Origin of the sequence: Streptomyces mexicanus (genome assembly GCF_902506575.1) — a bacterium.
Taxonomy (GTDB): Bacteria; Actinomycetota; Actinomycetes; order Streptomycetales; family Streptomycetaceae; genus Streptomyces; species Streptomyces mexicanus.
Genome location: NZ_LR732635.1, coordinates 1 through 20,467, shown reverse-complemented (window position 1 = coordinate 20,467; position 20,467 = coordinate 1). Strand labels below are relative to the sequence as shown.

Sequence of the window (20,467 nt, the reverse complement as noted above, 5' to 3'; positions counted from 1 at the left end):
GGTTCGGTGGGGGTGAGGGTGATGCCCGCGCGCTGCAGCACGCTTTCGCCCACGACGGAGAGGTCCACGAACTCGATCTCGCCGGTGATCCGGTTGATCGCGACCGAGAGTTCCTCGTAGACGTGCTTGCGGTGGCGTACCGCGATGACGAGCCAGTTCTCCTGGCCCTTGTCGTCGATGCCGGCCTTGGCCAGCAGGGCGCGGTACGAGGGGTCGATCTTGGCGCGGAAGACCCGGCCGTCGCCCTTGAGGGGTTTGAGGTCCAGGCTGGGGTGGTCGGGGTCTTCGCGGAAGCGGTGGCAGAAGTCGTAGAACTTGCCCTTGACCGAGCGGTCGAGCTTGTACAGCTCCTGTTCGGCCTTCTGGTACAGGCTGAGCCGGGCGGTCATGGGATCAGTGCTGCCTTCCGTTGCCGTGGGATTCGTGGGAGTCGTTCGTGCCGCGCGCTTTCGGGGCGTCGGGGAGCCTGTCGACGAGCGAGTCGAGGTGGTCGAGCCAGTCGGCCGCCGTACGGACCGTCCATCCCGCGTCGGCGTAGGCCTTGTCGCGGCGGAGGGCTTCCTCGTCGTCCTCGCCGTGCGGTGCGGCGACGACGACGACCCGGACGCCGGGGTCCTGCCAGGCGAAGTCGGCCGGCCAGCGGCGTTCTCCGAGCTCGTAGCCGAAGACGGGGGCCTGCTTGCCGTGGTCGGCGAGTTTGCGGGCAAGCCGGGTGAGCGCGGAATCCGGCTCGTCCTCTTCGAGCAGGGGAAGGATGTCCTCGTCCCAGGCGGCGTCGCGCAGCAACTGGGCAACGGCCCGTTCGGCCACGGAGACGCCGGCCTCCGCCTCGAGGGTGATCTCGGGCGCGTCCTGCGTCACCGCCGTCGGCGGTTCCTGCGGCCGGTGCACGGCGATGAGCGAGTCGAGTTCGCCGATGCCACCGGTGACGGCCAGTACGTCGACCGGGAAGGCGGCCGCACGGCTGCCGGCCAGCTGAACGCCGTCACCGTCGGCGAACGCCAGGAACTGCAGCACGTTCGACCAGTAGAGCCAGGCACGCCAGCACCGCTTGTGCTCGTCGGTGCCCAGGACCTCGTCACGGTCGTCCAGTACGGCCAGAGCGCTCCACCGCACTGCCTTCGCGTCCTCGCCGTAGCTCGCGTCGACGGTGAAGATAAGGGGCAGACCGCTCATGTCGGTTGCCTGGAGCACCAGGATGGCCCCGTCGCCCATGACCGGCTCCGCGGACGGTGTGCTGCCCGCGCCGTACGCGTCGAGCGCGGACCTCAGCGCCTGACGCGCCTGGCCGCGGTCCACCTGCATCGCCAGGGCGGTGGGCTCGGACATGAGGCCGCCCACCAGGGCCTTGGCGCGGCGCGCCCACCGCTCCTTGACCGGCTCGCGCAGGTAGGCGAGGAGCGTGTCGACAGGGTTGGCGAACACGGCCCCGGCGAGGTCGGCACGCTTGCCGTCCATCTCCTCGTACCAGCCCTTGGCCATGTCCTGCGCGCTGCGCGGGTACGGCGGCCAGACCGGCTGGGCCTTCGCGGCCTCCCCCCTCTCGAACAGCTCCAGGTCGTCCCAGGTGATCTGGAAGACGACATGGTTCCTGTCCCGCAGCTGGTTGCGCTTGTCGCAGTCCGCAGCGATCCGGTTGTGCGCGCGGGTGGCGTGGTAGCGGTGGCCGTCGAGGTAGACAGTGACGTACTCCTTGGGGCCGTCCGTGGACTCGAAGGTGAAGTCGGTACGGGTGAACTCCATGTCCCGCTGCGCGGTGAGCCGCCAGTTGGTGCCCTGGCTGAAGCGCAGGTAGCCGCTGGCTGTGCTGCTCTCCTCCAGTACGGCGTCCTGCTCGCCGCCGGTCCAGGTCCGTAGGGCGGCCAGGAACCGGGCCTCCAGGTCGGACTCGACCTGCTTGTCCAGGCCGATCAGGTCCGTGCTGGGCAGCTGAGCGACCTTCCAGAGGTCGACGGGCTGTCCGTCCTCGCCGAGGACCGGCTCGCCGTCCTGGTCGACCGGCCCCAGCAGGTCGTTGATGATCTGCAGGGCCTCGAGGCGGGAGACGGTGTCCTGGTGCCGCTCCTCGGTGTAGCGGTGCAGGCAGCGGTGGCAGGCGAGCCGTCCCTCGTCGCGGCAGGGGCACTTCAGCAGCGCCCGCCGCGCGTCGGCGAGGGCGGCCCGGAAGTGGGCCGGGTCGGTGAGCCGGTGCAGGTAGCCGGTGCCGCCCGGCAGGCGGTCGAAGAGCACCAGGAAGTGGCGCGTCTCGCCGGTGGCCTTGTCGGGCATGCGCGCAAGGGTCGAGTCCAGGTGCTGCGGATCACCGCCGAAGTAGTGGTCGACGCCCAGCCGCAGAGCCGCCCGGAAGGAGTGGATCTTCTCGTCGACCAGGACGGTTGCGGCCGGCAGCAGCACCCGCAGCGCCTCGGTGCGCAGCTGGTGGGCCAGCAGCACCGGTTCCTGCGGCACGTCCTGCGGCTTCTTGCCCCGGCGCAGCGGACACCACGGCTGGTGGTGCTTGAGCTTGGGGTTGCGTGCCGCCGCGGAGTCCAAGGCGTCGGTGTCGTGGTCGAAGACGGGCCGCCCGTCGGCGGTCGCCGCGCCGCAGCCCGTGCACACGTGGAACGGCGCCATCCGCACACTGTGCCCGGCGAAGTCGTCCTCCGCCTTGGCGTCGAACCGCATCGGACCGACGTTGATCCGCCGGATGACCGCCGTGCGGCAGAAGTCGATGCCGAACGTCTGCGTCTCGTGCCGCCAGGACGTCTTCGGCTCGATGTCCTCCAGCGCGATGTCGACCGCGTCGATCACCGTGTAGTAGCGCTGTTCCCGGTCGTCCTTGTCGTCACTGATCCGGGCGTCCTCCCGTTTGTCCCGGGAGGTGACGACGGTGGGTTCGACGACCTTGTGCAGGCAGGAGCCGTCGTCCGCGATCCGGGCGCTGCGGCAGCGCGGGCACGGGGAGCGGTCCTCCTGCGCGTTCTGGGTGCGCACGTACCCGCACTCCTGGCAGAACCGCCACAGTCGCCAGTCGGGATCGGTCGCGGTCCCGATCTCCAGACCGGTGATCTGGTGCTTGTAGCCGTTGACGTAGAACGTGTTACCGGGCGCGAACTCGGACAGGGCGTAGCGCCGGGGCCGCTCGTAGGCGCGCGGCTTGGACTTGTACCTTTCCCTGCCGGTCTTCTCGTCGACGCCGTCCGGCCAGTACAGCGTGGCGTTCAGGGCGGTCACCGCGTCGATGAGCGCGTAGTTCGGCAGCAGCCCGAGGTCGCACAGGGCCTGCTGGGCCGTGGTGAGCCCGAGCGACAGCAGCCGCTTGCCGACCGACCGGTGCTCGGCTTCCAGCTCGGCCTTCTGCCGCGCCTGTTCGTCGTCGCTGTCGTGCAGTTCGTCGCGCGCCTCGCCGATCACCTTCAGCCGGCGGCGCAGCACCTCCTCGCCGCGCCGCCACTGGCGTTCGGCCTCCTCCACCGCGCTGCGCAGCCTGCGGGTGGCGTAGTCGCGAAGCTCGGCCCGGGCCTGGTCGCTCACCCCAGTGGGGAACAGCCCCAGGAACCCGTCGACCAGCTGATCACCACGGGCGAGGGCGGCCTCGACCAGGTCGGTGAGATAGCCCGAGGGGCCGAACAGCTCCGGCGCCCTGGCCGGGATCGCGGGCAGGGGCTTGCCGTCGGGGCGCGGCAGGCGCCCGCGCGCGGCCAGGTCCAGCAGATGGGCCAGGTACTGGCGGCGCAGGATCTCGATCGCCGACAGGTGGCTGCCCGGCGGCACGATCCGTCCGGCGATCATCTCGCGCGGCTGGTCCAGGAAGTACAGGTCGCGGCGGCTGCGGTCGGGAATGGTCAGCAGAAACGCGTTGCCCGTACGCCGCCCCGCCCGGCCCACCTGCTGGGCGTAGTTGGCGGGCCGGCGCGGCAGCGCGGCCAGCACGACGGCGGACAGGTCGCCGATGTCGATGCCCATCTCCAGCGTGGGCGTGCACGACAGCACGTTGGGGTCCTTGAACCCGGTACCGTGCTTGAACGCCGCCTCGACCCGCTCCCGCTCCGGCCGGGTGAGCATGCCGGTGTGCTCGGCGGTGACCACCTGGTAGGTGCCCGCCTTGCGGTACAGCCGCCGGTAGTAGTCGTCCCGGTAGTTCCGGTCCCGGTGATGCACGCCCAGCCCCTCGGGGCGGTCCCCGGCGACCAGCCGGCCCCGGCGGCAGCGATACGACGGGCACGGCTGCCCGTGCCACTGGTCCAGCAACTCGGGGTGGACCGTCTGCTCCCAGAAGCAGACCGGGCAGCGCACGAAGGCCTCGTTGACGACATCGTCGGACAGAAGCTGCACATCGATCGCGCCCGGCTGCAGCCCGTAGATCCGCACGCTGCTGTCGGCCGGGGTGCGCACCGACAGCAGCCCGGCCGTAACCAGCTCGGGCAACAGCCTGCTCCAGAACCCGGCCGCCTGCTCCCGGGGCAGGTCCAGGCAGCGCTGCGCCCAGCGCTCGTACCAGGACAACCGTCCCGTCGCGAAGTCGAACTCGCTCTTGGCCTTGGGCTGGTCGAGAAGGAACACGGGGGCCGCGATCCCCTTGGGGAAGGCGCGCATGCCGACCGGACGCTTGCCCCAGATGAAGTAGCGGCTGGTCCCAGCTTCCTTCAGATAGCCGTCCAGCCACTTGTGGCCGATCGCGCCCCTGGTGCGCAGCCGTTCCAGGAAGATCCGCAGGAAGGCGAGGTAACGGGCGTCGTCCTGCTCGACGGGCGGCAGCCCGCCGCGCCGGCCCTCCTCGGCCAAGTGCGCGACCTTCACGACCGCGACCGCCGCCGCCACGTCCGCGATGCGCACCTGGGCCGCCGCCGTCCGGGTCAGCTCCAGGGTGCGGCCGTTGCGGGAGCGGAACCCGAACTCCATCAGGGCCTCGAACGCGAACCGCTCACCGATCAGGTTCCACGTCTTGCGGTCGCCGCCGCGACCCTTGCCGGACAGCAGCCGCTGCACGCCCTGGATGTCGTGCAGGTCGGTCGGCACGACGGCGGCGAGCGTCGTGCGGTCGGTGGTGGCCGCGACGACATTGGCGATCAAATCGTTGAGCGCGGTCGGCCGGTCCTCCGACAGGTGCTTTTTGAACAGGGCGCGCAGCGAGAAGGTGTACGAACGGGAGGCGACGAACCCGGCTCGGTGCGCGGCGTCCTGCACCGAGTCATTGAACATCAGCGTCTTGTCCTCGCCCTGCTCCTCGTCGAGCTCGCCGCCCGTGAACAGCTGGGTGATCGAGGCCGCCGCGAGCGCCGCCGCGCCGGTGCCGAGGAAGCGGATCGCGTTGCGCGAGCCGCACGCCGGGCACCAGTCCTCCTCGGCCGCCGTGTTGGCCGTCTCGCCTAGGTTCACCAAGACGAAGGCGGAGTCGCTGCCGGCCGGGCGCGGCTCCCCGGTCGAGGGGTCGTAGTCCCTGACCGGGTCGGGCAGGCGCAGCTTGCGGTTCGGCCCGTCCAGCACGCGCAGCTGCCCGCCACCCTGGCCGGAAGAGAGCGCGGACGCGCCCCGTCCGCCGTCCGCCCCGCGGCCGGCCGATGTCATCGGCGCGGCACCGGAGCCCTCCCGGGCCTCGGCGTGGGTCGCCGCGATCAGGTTGCGCACCCGCATCTTGTCCTGGCTGACCGAGGCCCGCCGGATCTTGTGCGAGTCGACCTGGACGTGGGTGTCGTCCGTCTCCGGGGAGAACACCGCCCAGCCCGAACGCCCGCAGTCACGGCAGTACACGGCGGGCAGGAACAGGTTCGCGGCCTGGCCCGCCGTCGCCGTGGTGACCGGCGCCGTCCGGGCGTGCTGGTCGCTCTGCCGGTCCGTCGAACCGGCCGCGTCCCATTGGAACTCCGCCTTCGGCCACGGCAGCACGCCCCGTACGAGGCGGGAGACCGAGCGGGCCCACTGGTGCACCTCGATCTGCACCAGGGGCCGCGGACGCTTGGGCGTGGAGTCCGGGTCGCGGGCGACGGCCAGCAGCGCGACGAATCGGGCGAGGGCCAAGGCGGCGACCTCCGGCCGCTCGGTGATGGTCTTGCCCCAGGACCGCGCACCCTTGCGCCACATCAGGTCGAGCACTTCGCCGGTGGTGCGGACCTCGCCGTCGAGCGCCAGCATGACGGCGGAGGTCAGCGTCTGCCGCTTCAGGTTCCGGCCCAGCAGGAACGGGTCCGAATCGCGTGTGCCCGTCACCGTCTCGACGAGGTCGGCGAACTCCTCCTCTCCGAGGGACGGATCGGGCAGCAGCGCCAGCTCGTCGGGGGAGGGATACGGCAGGGTCGGGTCGAAGTCGTCCGGCGGAAGGAACTCGTCGACGCTCTGCCGATCCTCACCGATGATCGAGTCCTCGGTGAACTCGGTCCCGAAGACCTCGGTGGCGACGGTGAGGAGTTGGCGTACACCGTCCCCGTCCGTGCCGGAGGCGAGCGTCGCGGACGTGGCCACCGGACAGATTCGGCCCAAGGGCTTCCCCGGCTCCGAAGCCCCGACGGCGGCGGCCAGACGCCGCAGCAGCATGGCCACGTCGGTGCCCTGGGCACCGTCGTAGGTGTGGAACTCGTCCACGACCACGTACCGGATGTCCGCGCCGCTCCACAGCGCGGCATCCTGGGAGCGCTGGAGCAGCAGGTCCAGCATCTTGTAGTTCGTGATCAGGATGTCCGGCGGCGACACCCACATGTCGGAACGACGGGTGTACACCCGGTCGTATTTCGTCTCCGCCCGGTCGCCGATGTACAGACCGGCGCGGAGCTTGCCGAGGTCGGCGTCGTACTCGCACAGCAGGTCGTTGATGCGCTGCGCCTGGTCGGTGGCGAGCGCGTTCATCGGGTACAGGAAGACGGCCTTGATGCCCTCGTGCCCTGCGTCGCGCTCACGCGCACAGTGGTCCAGGACCGGGTAGAGGAACGACTCCGTCTTGCCGGATCCGGTGCCGGTCGTGACGAGCGTCGGCCGCGGGGTCCGCCCGCCGGCCGACGACAGCCGCTCGAACGCCCTGGCCTGGTGGGCGTACGGTGTCCAGCCGTCCGTCCGCCGCCAGTCCAGCAGCTCCTTCCAGGAATCGTCGGCCTGCGTGAACGGCGTCCGTATCCGCAGGAACGGCCCCCGGAACATCCCGGACGTCTCGTCCCCCAGGAACCGGTGCAGCGACTCCCGCGCGCCCTCGTCGGTGAGGGCGTAGGTCGTCGACAGGTACTGGAGCAGGCTCTCCTTGAGCCCCTGCGCTTCGAGCGTCGGCCTCACGGCTTGGGCACCTCCTGCTTCACCGGGTCCCACTCGCCCCGGGCGACGGCCTCGTCCAGCCGCTTCTGGAAGTAGGCGTGCGCCTCGCGCATCTCCTTCTCGCGGTCGGCCTTGTAGAAGGGGGCGGTGTAGCCGTCGGGGACGGGGTTGTTGTCGGGGTCGGCGAGGTGAGCCTGCAGGGCCTTGTACGCCTCCTTCGTCTGCCCGACGCCGTAAGCGAACCGGTCGGCTGCGATCTGTCTGCCGGCGGCGTCGAAGAACAATTCGTCTTCGCGGTCGGCGAGCAGGGCGAGCCGTGACCGGTAGACCGCGATGAGCGAGTCGGCCGACATGCCCATCCACACGGCGACCAGACTGTCGATCTCGACCAGCGCGGCTCGGCGCTCGAACTCCGTTCGCAGGGGGGATGTGTACTGCCACTGCTGATCGACATCTCCGACCCCGGGAAGCTCCGGCCAGTCGATCGCCCAGCATTCCTTCTTCCAGCCCGGGGACCAGACGGTCGACCAGAGGTCTGCGTACGCGCTTGAAAGGCAGTTCAGGCGGGCGGTGCGAACGGCGAGGGCGTCAGCCAGTGGGTGATCTGTCCGCGCCGCGGGAAGGCGCAGCAGATCATTCTCGTACAGGTCTGTGATCCCGAAGACGCGCAGGAAGTAATCGAGAGGTATGGACGACCAGAATCCGGTGGTCAGCACCATGAGAGCCGGGTCACGGAAAGCCAGCGAATGTACGGCGTTCACGTGGGTGGCGCCGGGAGGGATGATGGCCCCCTGGAGGACACGCTCGGTCTTCCCGTCGTTCCTTCTCCGGAATGCCAGGCGGTACTGGCGGACATGGGGCTGTCCGTTCCATTCCTTCCACACCCCTGTCTTCTTCTCGAACTCCGTGCGCGAACACTTCCGGTGCATTTTTGTGGCAGGTATGAAGTTCGAGGGGATCGAGGTGAGCCGGATGGTCGCGCCCGTCGGGGTCAGGTGGGGAGACTCCTTGAAGAAGGGAGTGCTCGGAGCGATATGCGGGCCGTGCAGGACAACCTCGTCCCAGGTCTCCGGATGCGACTCGCCCCATTCGATGTATCCGGCCTCGCGGTCGAGGGTTTCGTCGTAGCCCCGGCTCATTTCCACGCCGTCGGCCGGCAGCCTTGTCGGGAAGCTCACCAATACGTCGGTGGCGCGGTCCTCGCTCTCGGTGAGAGGGTAGAGGATGTCTGTCTCCTCTGCCGCGCAGTCCGATCCGAGCTGCTTCTTCCAGCGGGACAGTACGTTGATGTCTACGTTCACGATGCGCGCGCGGTGCGGGCGCACATCGAAGTCCCCGCGGTGCTTGATGCCGGGCTCGGGACCGCTTCCGTCATGACGGAGAGACTCTGTGAGTACGTCAGCGCGATAGAGGTAGCTCAGGTGGCGGAATGATATGGATCGCGGTGGCCCGTAGATATTGGAAGCAAAGTCCTTTTTATCGCCGACCGGCCTCGGGAAGGCCCAGTTGCCGACGTTGATGAACGCGCCGTGGACGCGGAGACGTCGATAGGCTTCCGCTCTGATCTTGCGGGTTGCCTTCCCCTTGAGATGGCCGTCCGGATGTACGAGGCCGATGGTTCCCCTGCTGCTGGTGTTCTCCCAGCAGCGGGAGATGAACCTGGGATGGAGGTGGGCCGATGTTCCGGCGAGCAGCGGGTAGGTGGAAGCGCTCGCGCAGAACGCGGCCGTCACCTCGTCCTTACGGATCTCGTCCAGGACTTTGCGACTGTTGGCTTCTGCGTCAAGGATCCGGTTGCGCATCTCCTTCAGTTCGGCCTGTGTCAGGTTCTCTTGCAGGAGGAACGCGGGATCGAACTCGGCGAAGGTCGAGTTCGAGTCCCATTTGATCTCCACCCACGGGGGATTCCCGACCTGCAGGTCGAACCCGCCCCGCGCGAAGACCAGCGCAAAGTCCAGCTCCCAGTGCAGAAAGCCCTGTTCCTCCGCGATGTTGGTGACCGTGTGCATCCAGGGGAAGCGGGTCTCCGGATCGGCGAGGTCCATCCCCATCAGGTGGGGGAGGTTCTTCTCGAAGTCCTTGAGCGCGTCCAGGTTGTCGAACTCGGTGACCAGGTTCTGCTCGTCGGGGTCGACCGTGCCCAGGAGGGCTTCGAGGAAGTCCAACCAGTCATCCAGGTCGACCAGCGGGATGGTGTTCCGCCACGTCCGCCGCTTGGACTGCTTCGGCGCGTTGCGCTTGGAGCCGGTCGCCTCCACCGTCTGGAGGTCGATGAGCGGCTCCTCCTCCGCCAGAGCGGACACCAGGGACTCCTGGATCGGCCCCGACGCGAACAGCATGGTCTGCTCGGTGAAGCGCGGACCAGGGATTGTCACCTTCGCGGGCTCGCTGCCCCCGTCCGGGGCGGCCGCTACCGCTTCCCCGCCGACCAGCGGCACCCCCAACAGGTCACCCAGCGCGTCCGCAGAGGCCACCGCCGGCACCGCCTCGTCGTACACCCCGTCCGTGCCGTCCAGCAGGGACGCCTTGTCGGCCGGCCAGAACCACAGGGCGCACCAGGCGTCCATGACCTTCTTCAGGCGCCAGTACGGCGTCTCGGTCGCCAGGAACAGGTCGGCCATGACCTGCTCCTTCGGCACCGCGCCCGTCGCCGTGCGCAGGAATCCGTACTCGGGGTCGTCCGGCTTTGCTCCCCACACGTCGATCTTCCGCGCGATCGCCGCCTCGGAGAGCCGCATGCGCTTGATGACCAGCGACCACAGGAACTCCGCCCGCTTGGCCGCGTCCCGCAACCGGGTGAAATGAGAGGGCGCTTCCTTCCTCGGCCTGCCCGCCCTGTCCAGCTTGGGCGTGCCGTCCTTGTTCAGGTGCGCGGTGCTGCGCTTGGGACGCTGGAGGATGCCCTTCTTCCAGGCGACCAGCTGCGCCACCTGGTCCTTGGCGAGTTCCTTGGCCTCCTTCGAGCCGGTCACCGCCGCCCACCCGGGGCTCGGCAGCAGGAACTGGTGCACCGCGTCCTCGGGCAGCGGCTGCGGCTCGCCGTCCTTGAGGAACGGCAGCGGCGTCGGTGCCAGGGTGTTCTTCGCCGCGAGCCAGGCCTTCGCCGGGGAGACGACGTCCTCGCCCGAGTACACCGCCCGCCGCCCGCCGATCAGCGAGTTGCCCCGCCGCAGGTGCAGACCGAACCACGGCGCGCGCATGCCCGGGTGCATGGTGTTGAGCCACAGCGAGACCTCGGCCAGCTCCACGCCCGTGGCGTTGAGGTCGACGCCGTAGGCGTTGTGCAGGGCGACGTACGCCTTGACCTTCTGCTTCTCCGTCAGTGCGTCCGCGGCCGGGATGGAGATACCCAGTTCGTCCTGCCGGCGACGCAGGTATTCCTCGGCGACCTGGTTGATGGCCTCGTTGAGGAACGCGCCGGAGCCCAGCGCGGGCTCGCAGATCTTGTACTTCAGCAGCTCCGAGGCCCGCGTCTTGACGACCTCGCCGTTCTCGTCGCGCTCCTGGTCGAGGAGGTGCTTGAGCGCCAGCTCGACGGTGACCTTGGTCAGGGACTCGGGGGTGTAGTACGAGGCGGAGGTCTCGCGGTCGCGGCCCGCCAGCCGGTAGACGAACTCGCCCACCTTGTACTTCTTCGGCCCGCGCAGGCCCTTGACCGCGTCGTGCTCGTCGTACAGGACCCAGGTCTTCTCCGGGTACTCCTTAAGACGGTGCGCGGGCACCAGCCAGGAGCCCTTCTCCGGGTCACCGCCCTTGGCGACCTCGCACAGCTCCTCCTCGGCGATGATGCCGGTGTACGACATCAGGCCCTCGTACACGGCGCCTAGTTGGTTGATGCCGAGGTTGCGGTAGGAGATGAAGCCGCCGCGCTCCCCGCGTCGCTTGGCCTTCTTCATGGTCAGCAGCCGCAGCACCTCGTGCAGGGCGCTGTTGCGCAGTCGCAGGTCCAGCCACTTCGGCTCGGCGTCCTCGTCACTGCGGGGGTCGAGGGCACCGCGGCCGATGAGGCGGATGGACTTGGGCTCGAAGAGCTCGCTGCGCAGCGGCTCGAAGCGCAGGCCGCGGTCCTCGCTGCGGCGCTTGGCCTTGAGTTTGCGGGTCTCCTCGTCGTCCTCCGGGAGCTCGTCGTCGGGCTCGGTGCCGTACGGGCGGTGGCCGTGGTTGACCTTGTTGAACAGTACGTCGAGGGACGCGTAGAGGTGGAAGCCCTTGCGGGCCTCCTCCTCGACGAGTTGTTCGTCGCGCTCGACCAGCTCCCGCAGCCGCGCCACCGAGTAGCCGGCCTCGTAGGTGCCGTCGTCGGCGGGCAGGATGCCCAGCTCCGGGCGTGCCTCGGCGTACAGCAGGAACAGGATGCGGTAGAGGTAGCGCAGCGACTCGCGAGTGAGTTCCTTGGCGAACGGCAGCTTCGGGTCCTCGATCTGCCGAGGCTCGACACCGGCCTCCTCCAGCCGGGCCAGGACCTCGTTTGCGATGATCTCGACCGAGCGCTGCAGTCCCTCGCGCAGCTCGCTGGAGACGCCGACCGCGTTGTCGCGGGAGGCCTTGATCAGGGCATCGATGCCCGGGCCCTTGCCGTCCTCGGCGGGGGCGAGCATCTCGTGGCTGAACAGGGCGGCGATGGTGGCCAGTTCGCCGGTCTGCTTGCGGTCGTTGCGTTCCAGCGCGGCGTCGAGGTTGGCGGCCAGAAAACGGCCCTCGCCCCACACCTGGCGGTCGGCCAGGACGAGGACGCCACCGCACAGCAGCAGGACGAAACGGGGCGGCTCCCCACCGGGCTCGCCCAGCTCGCTCTGGAAGAGCCAGGTGGCGAGGGCCTGGCCGGTCTCGTAGACCTCGCTGCCGCTCACCCGCAGGGGGCGCAGCAGTCGGCCGGGGCCGTCCACGTCCAGAGCGGTGTCGTTTCCGGCGGCCCAACCGCACTCCAGGGCCACGATTCCGTCGCCGTGCCAGGCCGTGTCCACGGTGTGCTCGCGTCCGGCGCGGTGGACGGTCAGCTGCCGCCGCTCGGGGGCGCCGGAGAAACCGAGGGCCGCCAGCACCCTGTCGTGCCAGGCGCCGAGCCGCTCACACCAGTCGCCGTCGTTGTAGGTGTTGAGGCGGGCTCCGGCGGCGGCGCTGTTCTCGTCGGCGTCGTCCTCGGCGTCCAGCTTGGCGCGCTCGGCGAAGAAGTTGCGGAACTCCTCCGACAGGTACGTGCCGCGCAGGGCACGCACCATCTCCCTGGGCGTGGGACGCGGGTCCTTCTCGTCGGTCTCGCGTCCGGTCCAGGTGGCGAAGAGGCCCTTCTTGAGGTCCTGGCCCAGCTGCTCGGCGAAGTAGTGCGCCGACAGGTACTCGCCACGGTTGGAGAAGGAGTCGAAGTCGGTGCTCATCGGGTGATCTCTCCAGAGGCAGCGGACAGGGGCTCCAGGACGCAGAGCAGACGCAGCATGGGCGCCCCGGAGGTCTTCAGCGACTTGATGAGTGACTTGCGCCGGCTCGCCGTGAGGTTCACGTCGGTGCGGCCCTTCGCCGAGCGGGCGGATGCGAACAGGGCGTCCTGCTGCCACTGCGTCACGCGCTTCTCGTACGGGGCGAGCATCTCCTCGATCCGCCGCGCGTACTCGGCCTCCTGCTCGCGCAGATAGCGCGCGGCCTCGTCGACCGCCCGGGGAACGAGCCGCTGCAGCGCCTCGCGCTCCTCCTCGGGGACGGCGCGGCCGGGCATCTTCGGACCGACGCCGCACGCGTCGAGGAAGGCCGCGTCCATGCGCACGACGCGGGGCGCCTGGGGCAGCCCGACGACGGCCATCCACTCCACCACGGTGGGACGGCCCAGCGCGTTGGAGTGGATGCCCTGCACCAGGTAGACCGGGCCGGTCAGCTCGGCCGGCAGGCGGGGGTCCAGCTTGGCCGCCGCGGCGGCGTCGGGACGGTAGGCGAGGATGAACGCCTCGTCGTGGCGCAGGGACGCCAGGGCCTTGTCGGTCACCCAGTCCAGGACAGGATGCACGTCCGAGACGTAACTGACATTGGGCCACTGCGTCTTGGACGACTCGCGGGCCGCCTTCAGCCGCTGCTCGCCGAGCCGCTTGTCGAAGGTGATCCGCAGCCGACCGGGCGCCTTGCTCGTGGGCAGGATGTTCTGCTCGGTCAGGTACGACTTGGGCAGCGCCCTGAAGCGGTACTGCAGGTCGGCCGGCGGCTCGAACGCGATGGTGCCGTCGTCCTCGTGGCGCAGCTTCAGCTCGTTGTCCGCCCCGGTGGGGCAGATCTGGCGCAGGGCCTCCACGAAGTAAGCGGAGGTGGAGCGGAACACGCTCGGGACGGTCGCGCACGCCACGTCGTCCTGGGCCGACTTGGACCCGATGTTGCCCATCACCTTCCGGAGCATCGACGGGGCGCCGCCGCTGGACCGCTTGATGGACTCCTCCACGGTGCGGCCGGCGAGCAGGTCGCGGGTGAGGCGGTTCTCCTCCTCCTGCGCCCGGTACAGTCCGGGGACCCCCCCGGCCGAGCCGTCGATCCCGTGCGCCTCCTCCTCGCGCTTGAGGAGCTTCGCACCGACCAGTCGGTCGTCGAGCGGCAGGGCCCCGCCGGTCTCCGGGGTGCGGCGCCCTTCCACGTCGCTGGTGAGGACCAGGGCGCGGAACTGCGGCTTCTCCTTCTGCCCGTACCGGTCGACACGGCCGTTGCGCTGCTCGATGCGGATCAGCGACCAGGGCAGGTCGTAGTGGATGAGCTGGTGGCACTCCTGGTGGAGGTTGACGCCCTCGGAGGCGACGTCACCGGTGAACAGGATGCGCACCGGGTCGTCGCGCAGCCCGAACTTCTCGACAATCCGCTTCTGCTCGTCCTCGTTGGTGGCCTCGCCGTGCATGACCTGCACCGCCCCGCCGTACACCAGCCAGGGCCGGTCCTTCTTCTCCCCCGCCTCGACGGCGCCGCTCTTCTGGAACCCGAGCCGGGCGGGGACGACCTCGGCCAGCCACGTCAGCGTGGGTATTCGCTCGGAGAAGACGACGACGCGGGTGTCCGAGTCCGGGCCGACGCCGATCTTCTTCAGCTGCTCGACCAGTGCGTCCAGCTTCGCGGAGTCCTCGTCCCCGATCTCGCCGACCAGACGCTCCAGCTCCACGATCGCCTTGCGCTCGACCCTCAGGGCAGCCTCGCGGACGGCCAGGTCCTCGCCCTTCTTCACCTTCGCGGGTCTGGCCAGGTAGCGGCGCCGTGCCTCCAGTGACTTCTGAAGCGCTTTGTGCGAGGAGAGGAAGGCCTTGAAGAAGTTGTACGCGGCGAGCGGGTCGGCACAGACCGAGGAGGTGGCCGGGTCACGCGGGATCCATCGGGCGGCCAGCTCCTCGAAGACCGCACGCTCCTTCTCGGTGGCCTGGGCAGGGACAGGTTCGGACGGGCCGCGGTCGGCCCACACACCCTTCAGGGAGTCCCGTACCTCCTTGTCCGTCTTGGTGCGCCGGATGTAGAGGTGGTCGAGGTCCTTCACCTCGTAGTCCGACGGGTTGGCGATCGCCGCCTCGTCCAGCATCCTGATCAGCTCGGCGAACGACTCGGCGTCGCCGTTGTGCGGGGTCGCCGAGGCGAGGATCAGCGCGTCGGTGCGGCGGGACAGCAGGCGGGCAAGGTCGTTGTTCTTCGTGCCGCGGTTGACCAGGTTGTGGGACTCGTCGATCACGACGGCGTCCCACTCGGTGGAGTCCAGGTGGTGGGCGTACACGTCGCTCTTGAGCGTGTCCACGGAGATGATCGCCCGCTTGAAGTAGGCGAACGGGTTCCGCCCCGCGGGGATGTCCTGCTGGATGCGCTGGATGCCCGTGGAGTCGAGCCTGACGAGCGGGATGGAGAACCGGGTCCACAGCTCGCGCTGGAACTGCTCCAGGACGTGGGCCGGCGTGACCACGAGTATTCGCTCGCCCCGCCCGCGCCGGATCAGCTCGGCCAGCAGGATGCCGATCTCCAGCGTCTTGCCGAGGCCGACGACGTCGGCTATGAGCACCCTCGGCTGTGGGTTCTTCATCGAGAGGGCGAGTTCGGCCGGTCGCAGCTGGTGGGTCTGCTTGTCCATCAGGAAGCTGTCGGCCAGCGCAAGCCCGTGCTCGGTCTGGGGCAGTGCCGTCTTGCGGATCACGGCCTCCAGGTAGAGACGTGCTTTGCGGTGGTTGGGGGAGTTGTCGGGTACCAGCTCGGTCTTCCGCGGGTCGAGGACCTGGATGTCGTCGAGCCGGCTGTAGAAGACGGCGTCGGTGCCCCGCACGAACGGGGAGACGCCGGTGACCTCCACCATCCAGCCGTCTCGCGCCGTAGGCGCGACCTTCCGGACGAGCCACTGCTCGTCACGGACCCTGACCTGGGCGCCCGGCGCGTAGGCGACCGCTCCGCCGCTCGGTCGTGCCACGTCCCCCGACGCGTCGAGGACGATTCCGTCCTCGCTCACCACGTCGTCGAGCACGCCCTGGCCGTCACCGGCCTCTGCAGCGGTGGCCACGTGCTGTTTCATTCCCCGCCCCTTGATGTTCCTGAACTGCCGTTATATACGGCCGTCCGCATCCCTGCTGCCTACACTTATCGCACGCCACTGACACCGTCCCCCACGGCGCCGTTGAAGGCCAGACTCAGAGGCCAGGCTGTGCGGCGTACCGGGCCCTCAACTCCTCGGCCACGCGCAGTGATGCGGGTGGCCGCCCCGGCTTTCGCGGCGCGGGCACGGGGACTTCGGTCGTTGGGCCGGGGGATACCGTGCTGCTCACCGGAGGGTCGGACACGTCCGCGTCCTCGGTAACCGCAGCGGCTTCTTCCTTATTCGGCTCCGGTGCGGCCGGTGGAGGGCTGTCCAAGGGGCCGTCCGGCTCATCCTCGTCGAGTCCGACCGCCTGTTCGGTGAGCCGCTCCCATACTGCCGACGGGGCGTTCCCGGGTGCCGGTGCCCCCTCGTTCGTTGCGGTGGCGTCGATCAGGGCGTGCCGGGCCTCCATGGGGGACAAGCCCACCGCGGACAGCACGCTCGTGCATCCGGCCATCACCGCGTCGAGAGAGGGGCGGTCGGCCGGGTCGTGGGCCAGCATGGAGCTGATCAGCGGTACCAAGGCCTCGGAGAGGCCGCTCAGGTCCGGGGCGTGGTCAGGGTTGGCGACCTGCCCGACGATCGCCTCCCAGCGAGCCCCGTCGTAGGGGTAGTGCCCGGTGGCCGCGTACAGCAGAACCGTGCCGAGTCCGTACACATCGGCGGACTCCTTGACCTTCGTCCGCCCCAGCGCCTGCTCGGGCGGCATACAGCGCACGGTGCCAATGATCATTCCGCTGTGGGACAGCGTGTCCTTGGAGGTGTCGAGGAACGCCCCGAGGCCGAAGTCGATCAGGATGGGGCCGTACGTCCCCAGCATGACGTTCTGCGGCTTCAGGTCCCGGTGGAGCAGCCCCACCGCGTGAACGGCCTGAAGCCCCTCCGCCAGCAGGGCGCCGAGACTGGCGACCAAGGGGGCGGACAGCGGACCGTGTTCATCCACGTACGTCAGCAACGTCTGGCCCGGTACGTACTCCATGGCCAGCCACGGCCGCTCCGCGTAGGGATCGGCTTCCAGGAACCGGGCGACCCGGTTCGTCCCCACCACCGTCCTGGCGATAAGCGCTTCCTTCTCGAAGCGCGCACGGGTGACCGGGTCCAGCCGGTCCGAGCGGATCAGCTTCACCGCGACCGGATCGCCGGCGGGCGAGTAGGCCAGGTAGACCTCACCCATTCCCCCCGAGCCCAGCTCTCGCTCGACCACGTACCGGCCGATCTGCTCGGGCACCCCATTCATGAACCGTGCGTATCCTCTCGTGTGCCGCATATCCCCCAAGCGGCCTTCACCGGGTCCAACAGCTTAATCCCATGAGCAAAGCGGGGTGACCCCCATCCCGACCTAACCTGCGAAAAGGTCTTGGCAGGCGCCGGCTCGAAGTCCTGGGTGACCGGTGGTGAATACCAGACGGTGCTGGGACCGCCATCAAGGAAGAAGCTGTGCGCGATCTGGGCGTCGTGGCCTCGGGCGGACAGGTCGGGGCCGGTCCCGTCCCAGGCCCGCGACGAACCCGGACCATGCGCTCCGCGCGAACGCGAGCTGGGTATCGATGCGTCCTTTGCTCCCCACGACGGCGCGGGCGCGTACGCCGCACGCCATGCCGCCGGGCACCGGCGCGGACGGCGAGTCCGGGCGGTCTCCTGCCGCCCGGACGGTATCCAGCCGCTCCCTTACCGCAGCTCGGCCGCAGCCTGTCTCAGGACGTGCTCCGGTCCTCCCAGCGGTCCCGGAACCACGTCAGCGTCTCGGCCAGCAGCTCCCGGTTGCGGTCCTTCTCCAGCAGGGACAGCCGGATGTTGGGACGCAGCTCCAGCTTCCCCTCCGGGATGTCGACGCCGTCCAGGGCGTTGAGGCGCGTGAGGAGTTCGGCGCGCAGCGCGCGGTCGGTGAACGGCTCCCGTGCGGCCATGTACTGGAACACCACCTCCGCCGTGCCCCCGCGCCCGGCGCCCGGGTAGAGCGTCATCGGCCAGATGCCGCGGCCGGGTCCGCCCGCCTCGCCGAGCATGAGGTACGCGCTCGTGGTGACGTGTCCTGCGCCGTGACCGATCCAGCCACCCAGCCTCTCCCAGTGGGCGAAGAGCGCGCGGATCGCTTCGACCGTCTCGGGGGAGTCGTCCGCGGCGAGCTGGCGGAAGAACCGTTCAGCGCGGGTCTCCTCTCCCGATGCTTTCACGGTGCCGTCCTGCGCGGTGTCCTCGCCGTCCGCCCGGTCGTCGTCCGTGCCGGCGAGCAGCGCGGCGAGGTCGTCGGCGGTGAGCCGCTGGGCCGGGTCGGCGGCTCCGGTGGCCGTGAAGCGGACGCCGTCGGCGGCCAGCCGGGCGCGGACGTCGTCACTGCCCGTCTCCTGGGGTGTTGCCCACCGGAAGCCGTCGGAGACCTTGCCCTCGGAGGTGAGGACCCGGTACGCGTTGACCACTCCGGCGGTGTTGGCGAGGTGGTTGCCCACGGCCTGGGCGCCTGAGCCGAGGAACGCGGCGAGGTCGCCGTACGAGGTCCAGGTGCCGCGGGGAAGCGCGGCGAGGACCTGGTGGGCGAGCTGCCAGTCGCGGCTGCGCTCCGCGCGGCCGACTCCGCGCAGCGGGGACGGCCACAACGCGATCGCCCGGTCGGCCAGTTCGTCGGCACGCGCCAGGATCTCGCGCACGCCCCAGCGTTCGGTGGCGGCGATGCGGCGGTTCATCTCCAGGTGGCTGCTCCGCAGCAGATCCTGCTTGCGCTCGAAGGGGTGGTTGGACAGCTCCGCGTTGACCGCGGTGAGCGTCAGGTTGCCGAGGGTATGCTGGAACCGGGCGTGCAGTTCCTCCGCTGTCTCGCCCTCCTCGGCCTCCTCGCTCAGCGCGCGCAGCCACTCCTCGCCGGGCGACTGCGGCATGACGTGCTCGACGGTGAGCTGCGCGGCGGCGAAGTCGACCGGTTCGGGATGTCCGTAGCTCTCCTCCAGGCGTTGCAGCACCAGTTTGCGCTGCTGCCACCGGCCGTACTGGTAGAACGGCGCCGTCCTGATCTTCTCGCGCAGTTCGGCGTCGTCGGGCCAGAAGCGGTTCTCGGAGGAGAGGAGCCGGTGCAGTCCCTCGGTGACGGGCACGTCGAGCGGGAGCTGCCCGGGCACGGCCTGGAAGATCCGGTTGAGGTTGTTGGTCGGGACCCGGCAGATCATCCGGCGGACGAGGAAGCTCTCGATGTACGCCAGGGCGCGGGCGGTCTCGGAGGAGTCCAGCTCCCCGCGCTCACGCCGGTCGAACAGCAGCATCACGGCCGGGTAGGTGACGGCCGCCTGCCACGCGTCCAGACGACGGAGCGCGTCCCGGACCGCGGGGTCGGGCTCCTCCTCGGGGTGCAGCAACCGGCGGAAGTGGGCGCTGCGGCGGTGCAGTTCCCTGATGTACTCCTCGATCTCCTCCTCGCCGGCCCTGGTGTCCTCGAAGCGCCTCTGTTGGGCTGCGTACAGGTCCTGGCGGCGGACCCGGTCATCCCCGTCGAGCACCAGCTGCAACCACATGAGCTGTTCCAGCTCGTCGTTGCTCAGACTCTTCTGCAAGGGGAGCCAGTAGGTCTCGTAGACGTGCTCGCCGCGGGCCTGAAGTCGCATGAAGAGGTAGTTGCGCAGCAGGTCGGCCTGGCTCAACTTGAGGCCGGTGTTGTTGAGCGACTCGAAGATGCGATGCACGTTGTCACCGCGCTCCGCGGTCACCGCCACCAGCGCGAGCCGGGAGGTGATCGCCTGCTCGATGCGGAACACGTCCTGCGGAGTCGCCGGATCGTCCGCCTCGACCAGCTTCTTGCGGAAGAAGGCGTAGGCGGTGGCGATGCCGCTGCCGGTGTCCTGGTCGGTGAGAGGGCCGCGGATGTGCGCGGCGAACTGCGTCCGGTCCGCCTGCGTCGGCAACAGGCGGAGGTGGTCGTTGCCGCTCTTCCACTTGTTGATCAGGTACTGCTCGTCGATGCGCTGGGCCTCGACCGGTGCGGTGTCCGCGACGTGATCGCGGATGGCGGCCAGGGCCAGGGACAACGTGGTCAGCCGCTGCTGGCCGTCGACGACGAGCCAGCGGGGGAACGTTGCGTCGTTCTGCGGTGACGGTGCGAGCACCACCGAACCGAGGAAATGCGTGCTCGCCTTCTCCTCCGCCGACTCGAGCAGTCCGGCCTGCTCCAGGATGTCGCTCCACAGCTGCTTGAGGTGTTTCTCGGTCCAGGAGTACGTCCGCTGGTAGAGCGGCACCTGGAACTGCTGGGCCCGGCCCTGCACCAGATCGGCGAACAACGTCTCCTTCGCCTGCATCGTGTCCCCCCTCGGTGACTGGTTCATCGCTGCGTGGGAACGACCATAGGGCTTCCCACCGACAGCCACGGCCCCTGCAGCCGCCGTCCAGGCACGCACGCCACCGACCTGGCGACCGACGTCACCTGCCCCTTCGTATGCGGCAATCCACGGGTTCGCCCTGGTTTTCACCTTCCGTTGCCGCAGGCCAGCCCGACAGATAGGAGCGACGGATCCGCCGGGTCGGAAACGAGTTGGTAGGGGGCGTGACGCCCTGCGACCTGCGGATTTCATCTGCCAACGGTCGGATGTCTCATCGGATGGGTGGTGGGGTGGCTGCTTTGAGGCAGCGGGCGAGAAGGGCGCCGGCGGCGTCCAGCCGCTCGTCGGGCGGGAGGGTGAGGAGGAGGCGGTAAGCGGCGTCGACCACGGC

At 69.5% G+C, this 20,467-nt stretch carries 6 protein-coding genes; all 6 read right to left on the bottom strand.

The features are described 5' to 3' along the window. On the bottom strand, positions 1-389 hold a 389-nt coding region (locus GV126_RS33970; RefSeq protein WP_369123916.1), incomplete at its 3' end, for a type II toxin-antitoxin system RelE family toxin. Between the two features lie 4 nt (positions 390-393). Then, a complete protein-coding gene (locus GV126_RS33965) occupies positions 394-7,236 on the bottom strand; it encodes a DEAD/DEAH box helicase (RefSeq protein WP_159675056.1) in 6,843 nt (2,280 codons plus the stop codon). After that, positions 7,233-12,590, bottom strand: coding sequence for a hypothetical protein (locus tag GV126_RS33960; protein WP_159675054.1), 5,358 nt, complete (start codon positions 12,588-12,590; stop codon positions 7,233-7,235). Before GV126_RS33960 ends, GV126_RS33965 begins: the two co-directional genes overlap by 4 nt. Then, positions 12,587-15,712: a DEAD/DEAH box helicase gene (locus tag GV126_RS33955; protein ID WP_159675052.1), complete on the bottom strand. Its 3,126-nt coding sequence runs from the start codon at positions 15,710-15,712 to the stop codon at positions 12,587-12,589. The genes GV126_RS33960 and GV126_RS33955 overlap by 4 nt, the downstream gene beginning before the upstream one ends. Before the next feature lie 115 nt (positions 15,713-15,827). Beyond that, entirely contained in the window at positions 15,828-17,012 is a 1,185-nt protein-coding gene (locus tag GV126_RS33950; RefSeq protein WP_159675050.1) for a serine/threonine-protein kinase, read from the bottom strand. A gap of 457 nt (positions 17,013-17,469) precedes the next feature. Next, the gene (locus tag GV126_RS33945) at positions 17,470-20,055 is read right to left on the bottom strand and encodes a GmrSD restriction endonuclease domain-containing protein (protein ID WP_159675048.1); all 2,586 of its coding nucleotides are present in this window, start codon (positions 20,053-20,055) and stop codon (positions 17,470-17,472) included. Positions 20,056-20,467 lie beyond the last annotated feature (412 nt).

Bases quoted from the DNA above. Each gene is read 5' to 3' on its own strand.
- GV126_RS33960 (WP_159675054.1), bottom strand. From the start codon at position 12,590: ATGAGCACCGACTTCGACTCCTTCTCCAACCGTGGCGAGTACCTGTCG.
- GV126_RS33955 (WP_159675052.1), bottom strand. From the start codon at position 15,712: ATGAAACAGCACGTGGCCACCGCTGCAGAGGCCGGTGACGGCCAGGGC.
- GV126_RS33950 (WP_159675050.1), bottom strand. From the start codon at position 17,012: ATGAATGGGGTGCCCGAGCAGATCGGCCGGTACGTGGTCGAGCGAGAG.
- GV126_RS33945 (WP_159675048.1), bottom strand. From the start codon at position 20,055: ATGCAGGCGAAGGAGACGTTGTTCGCCGATCTGGTGCAGGGCCGGGCC.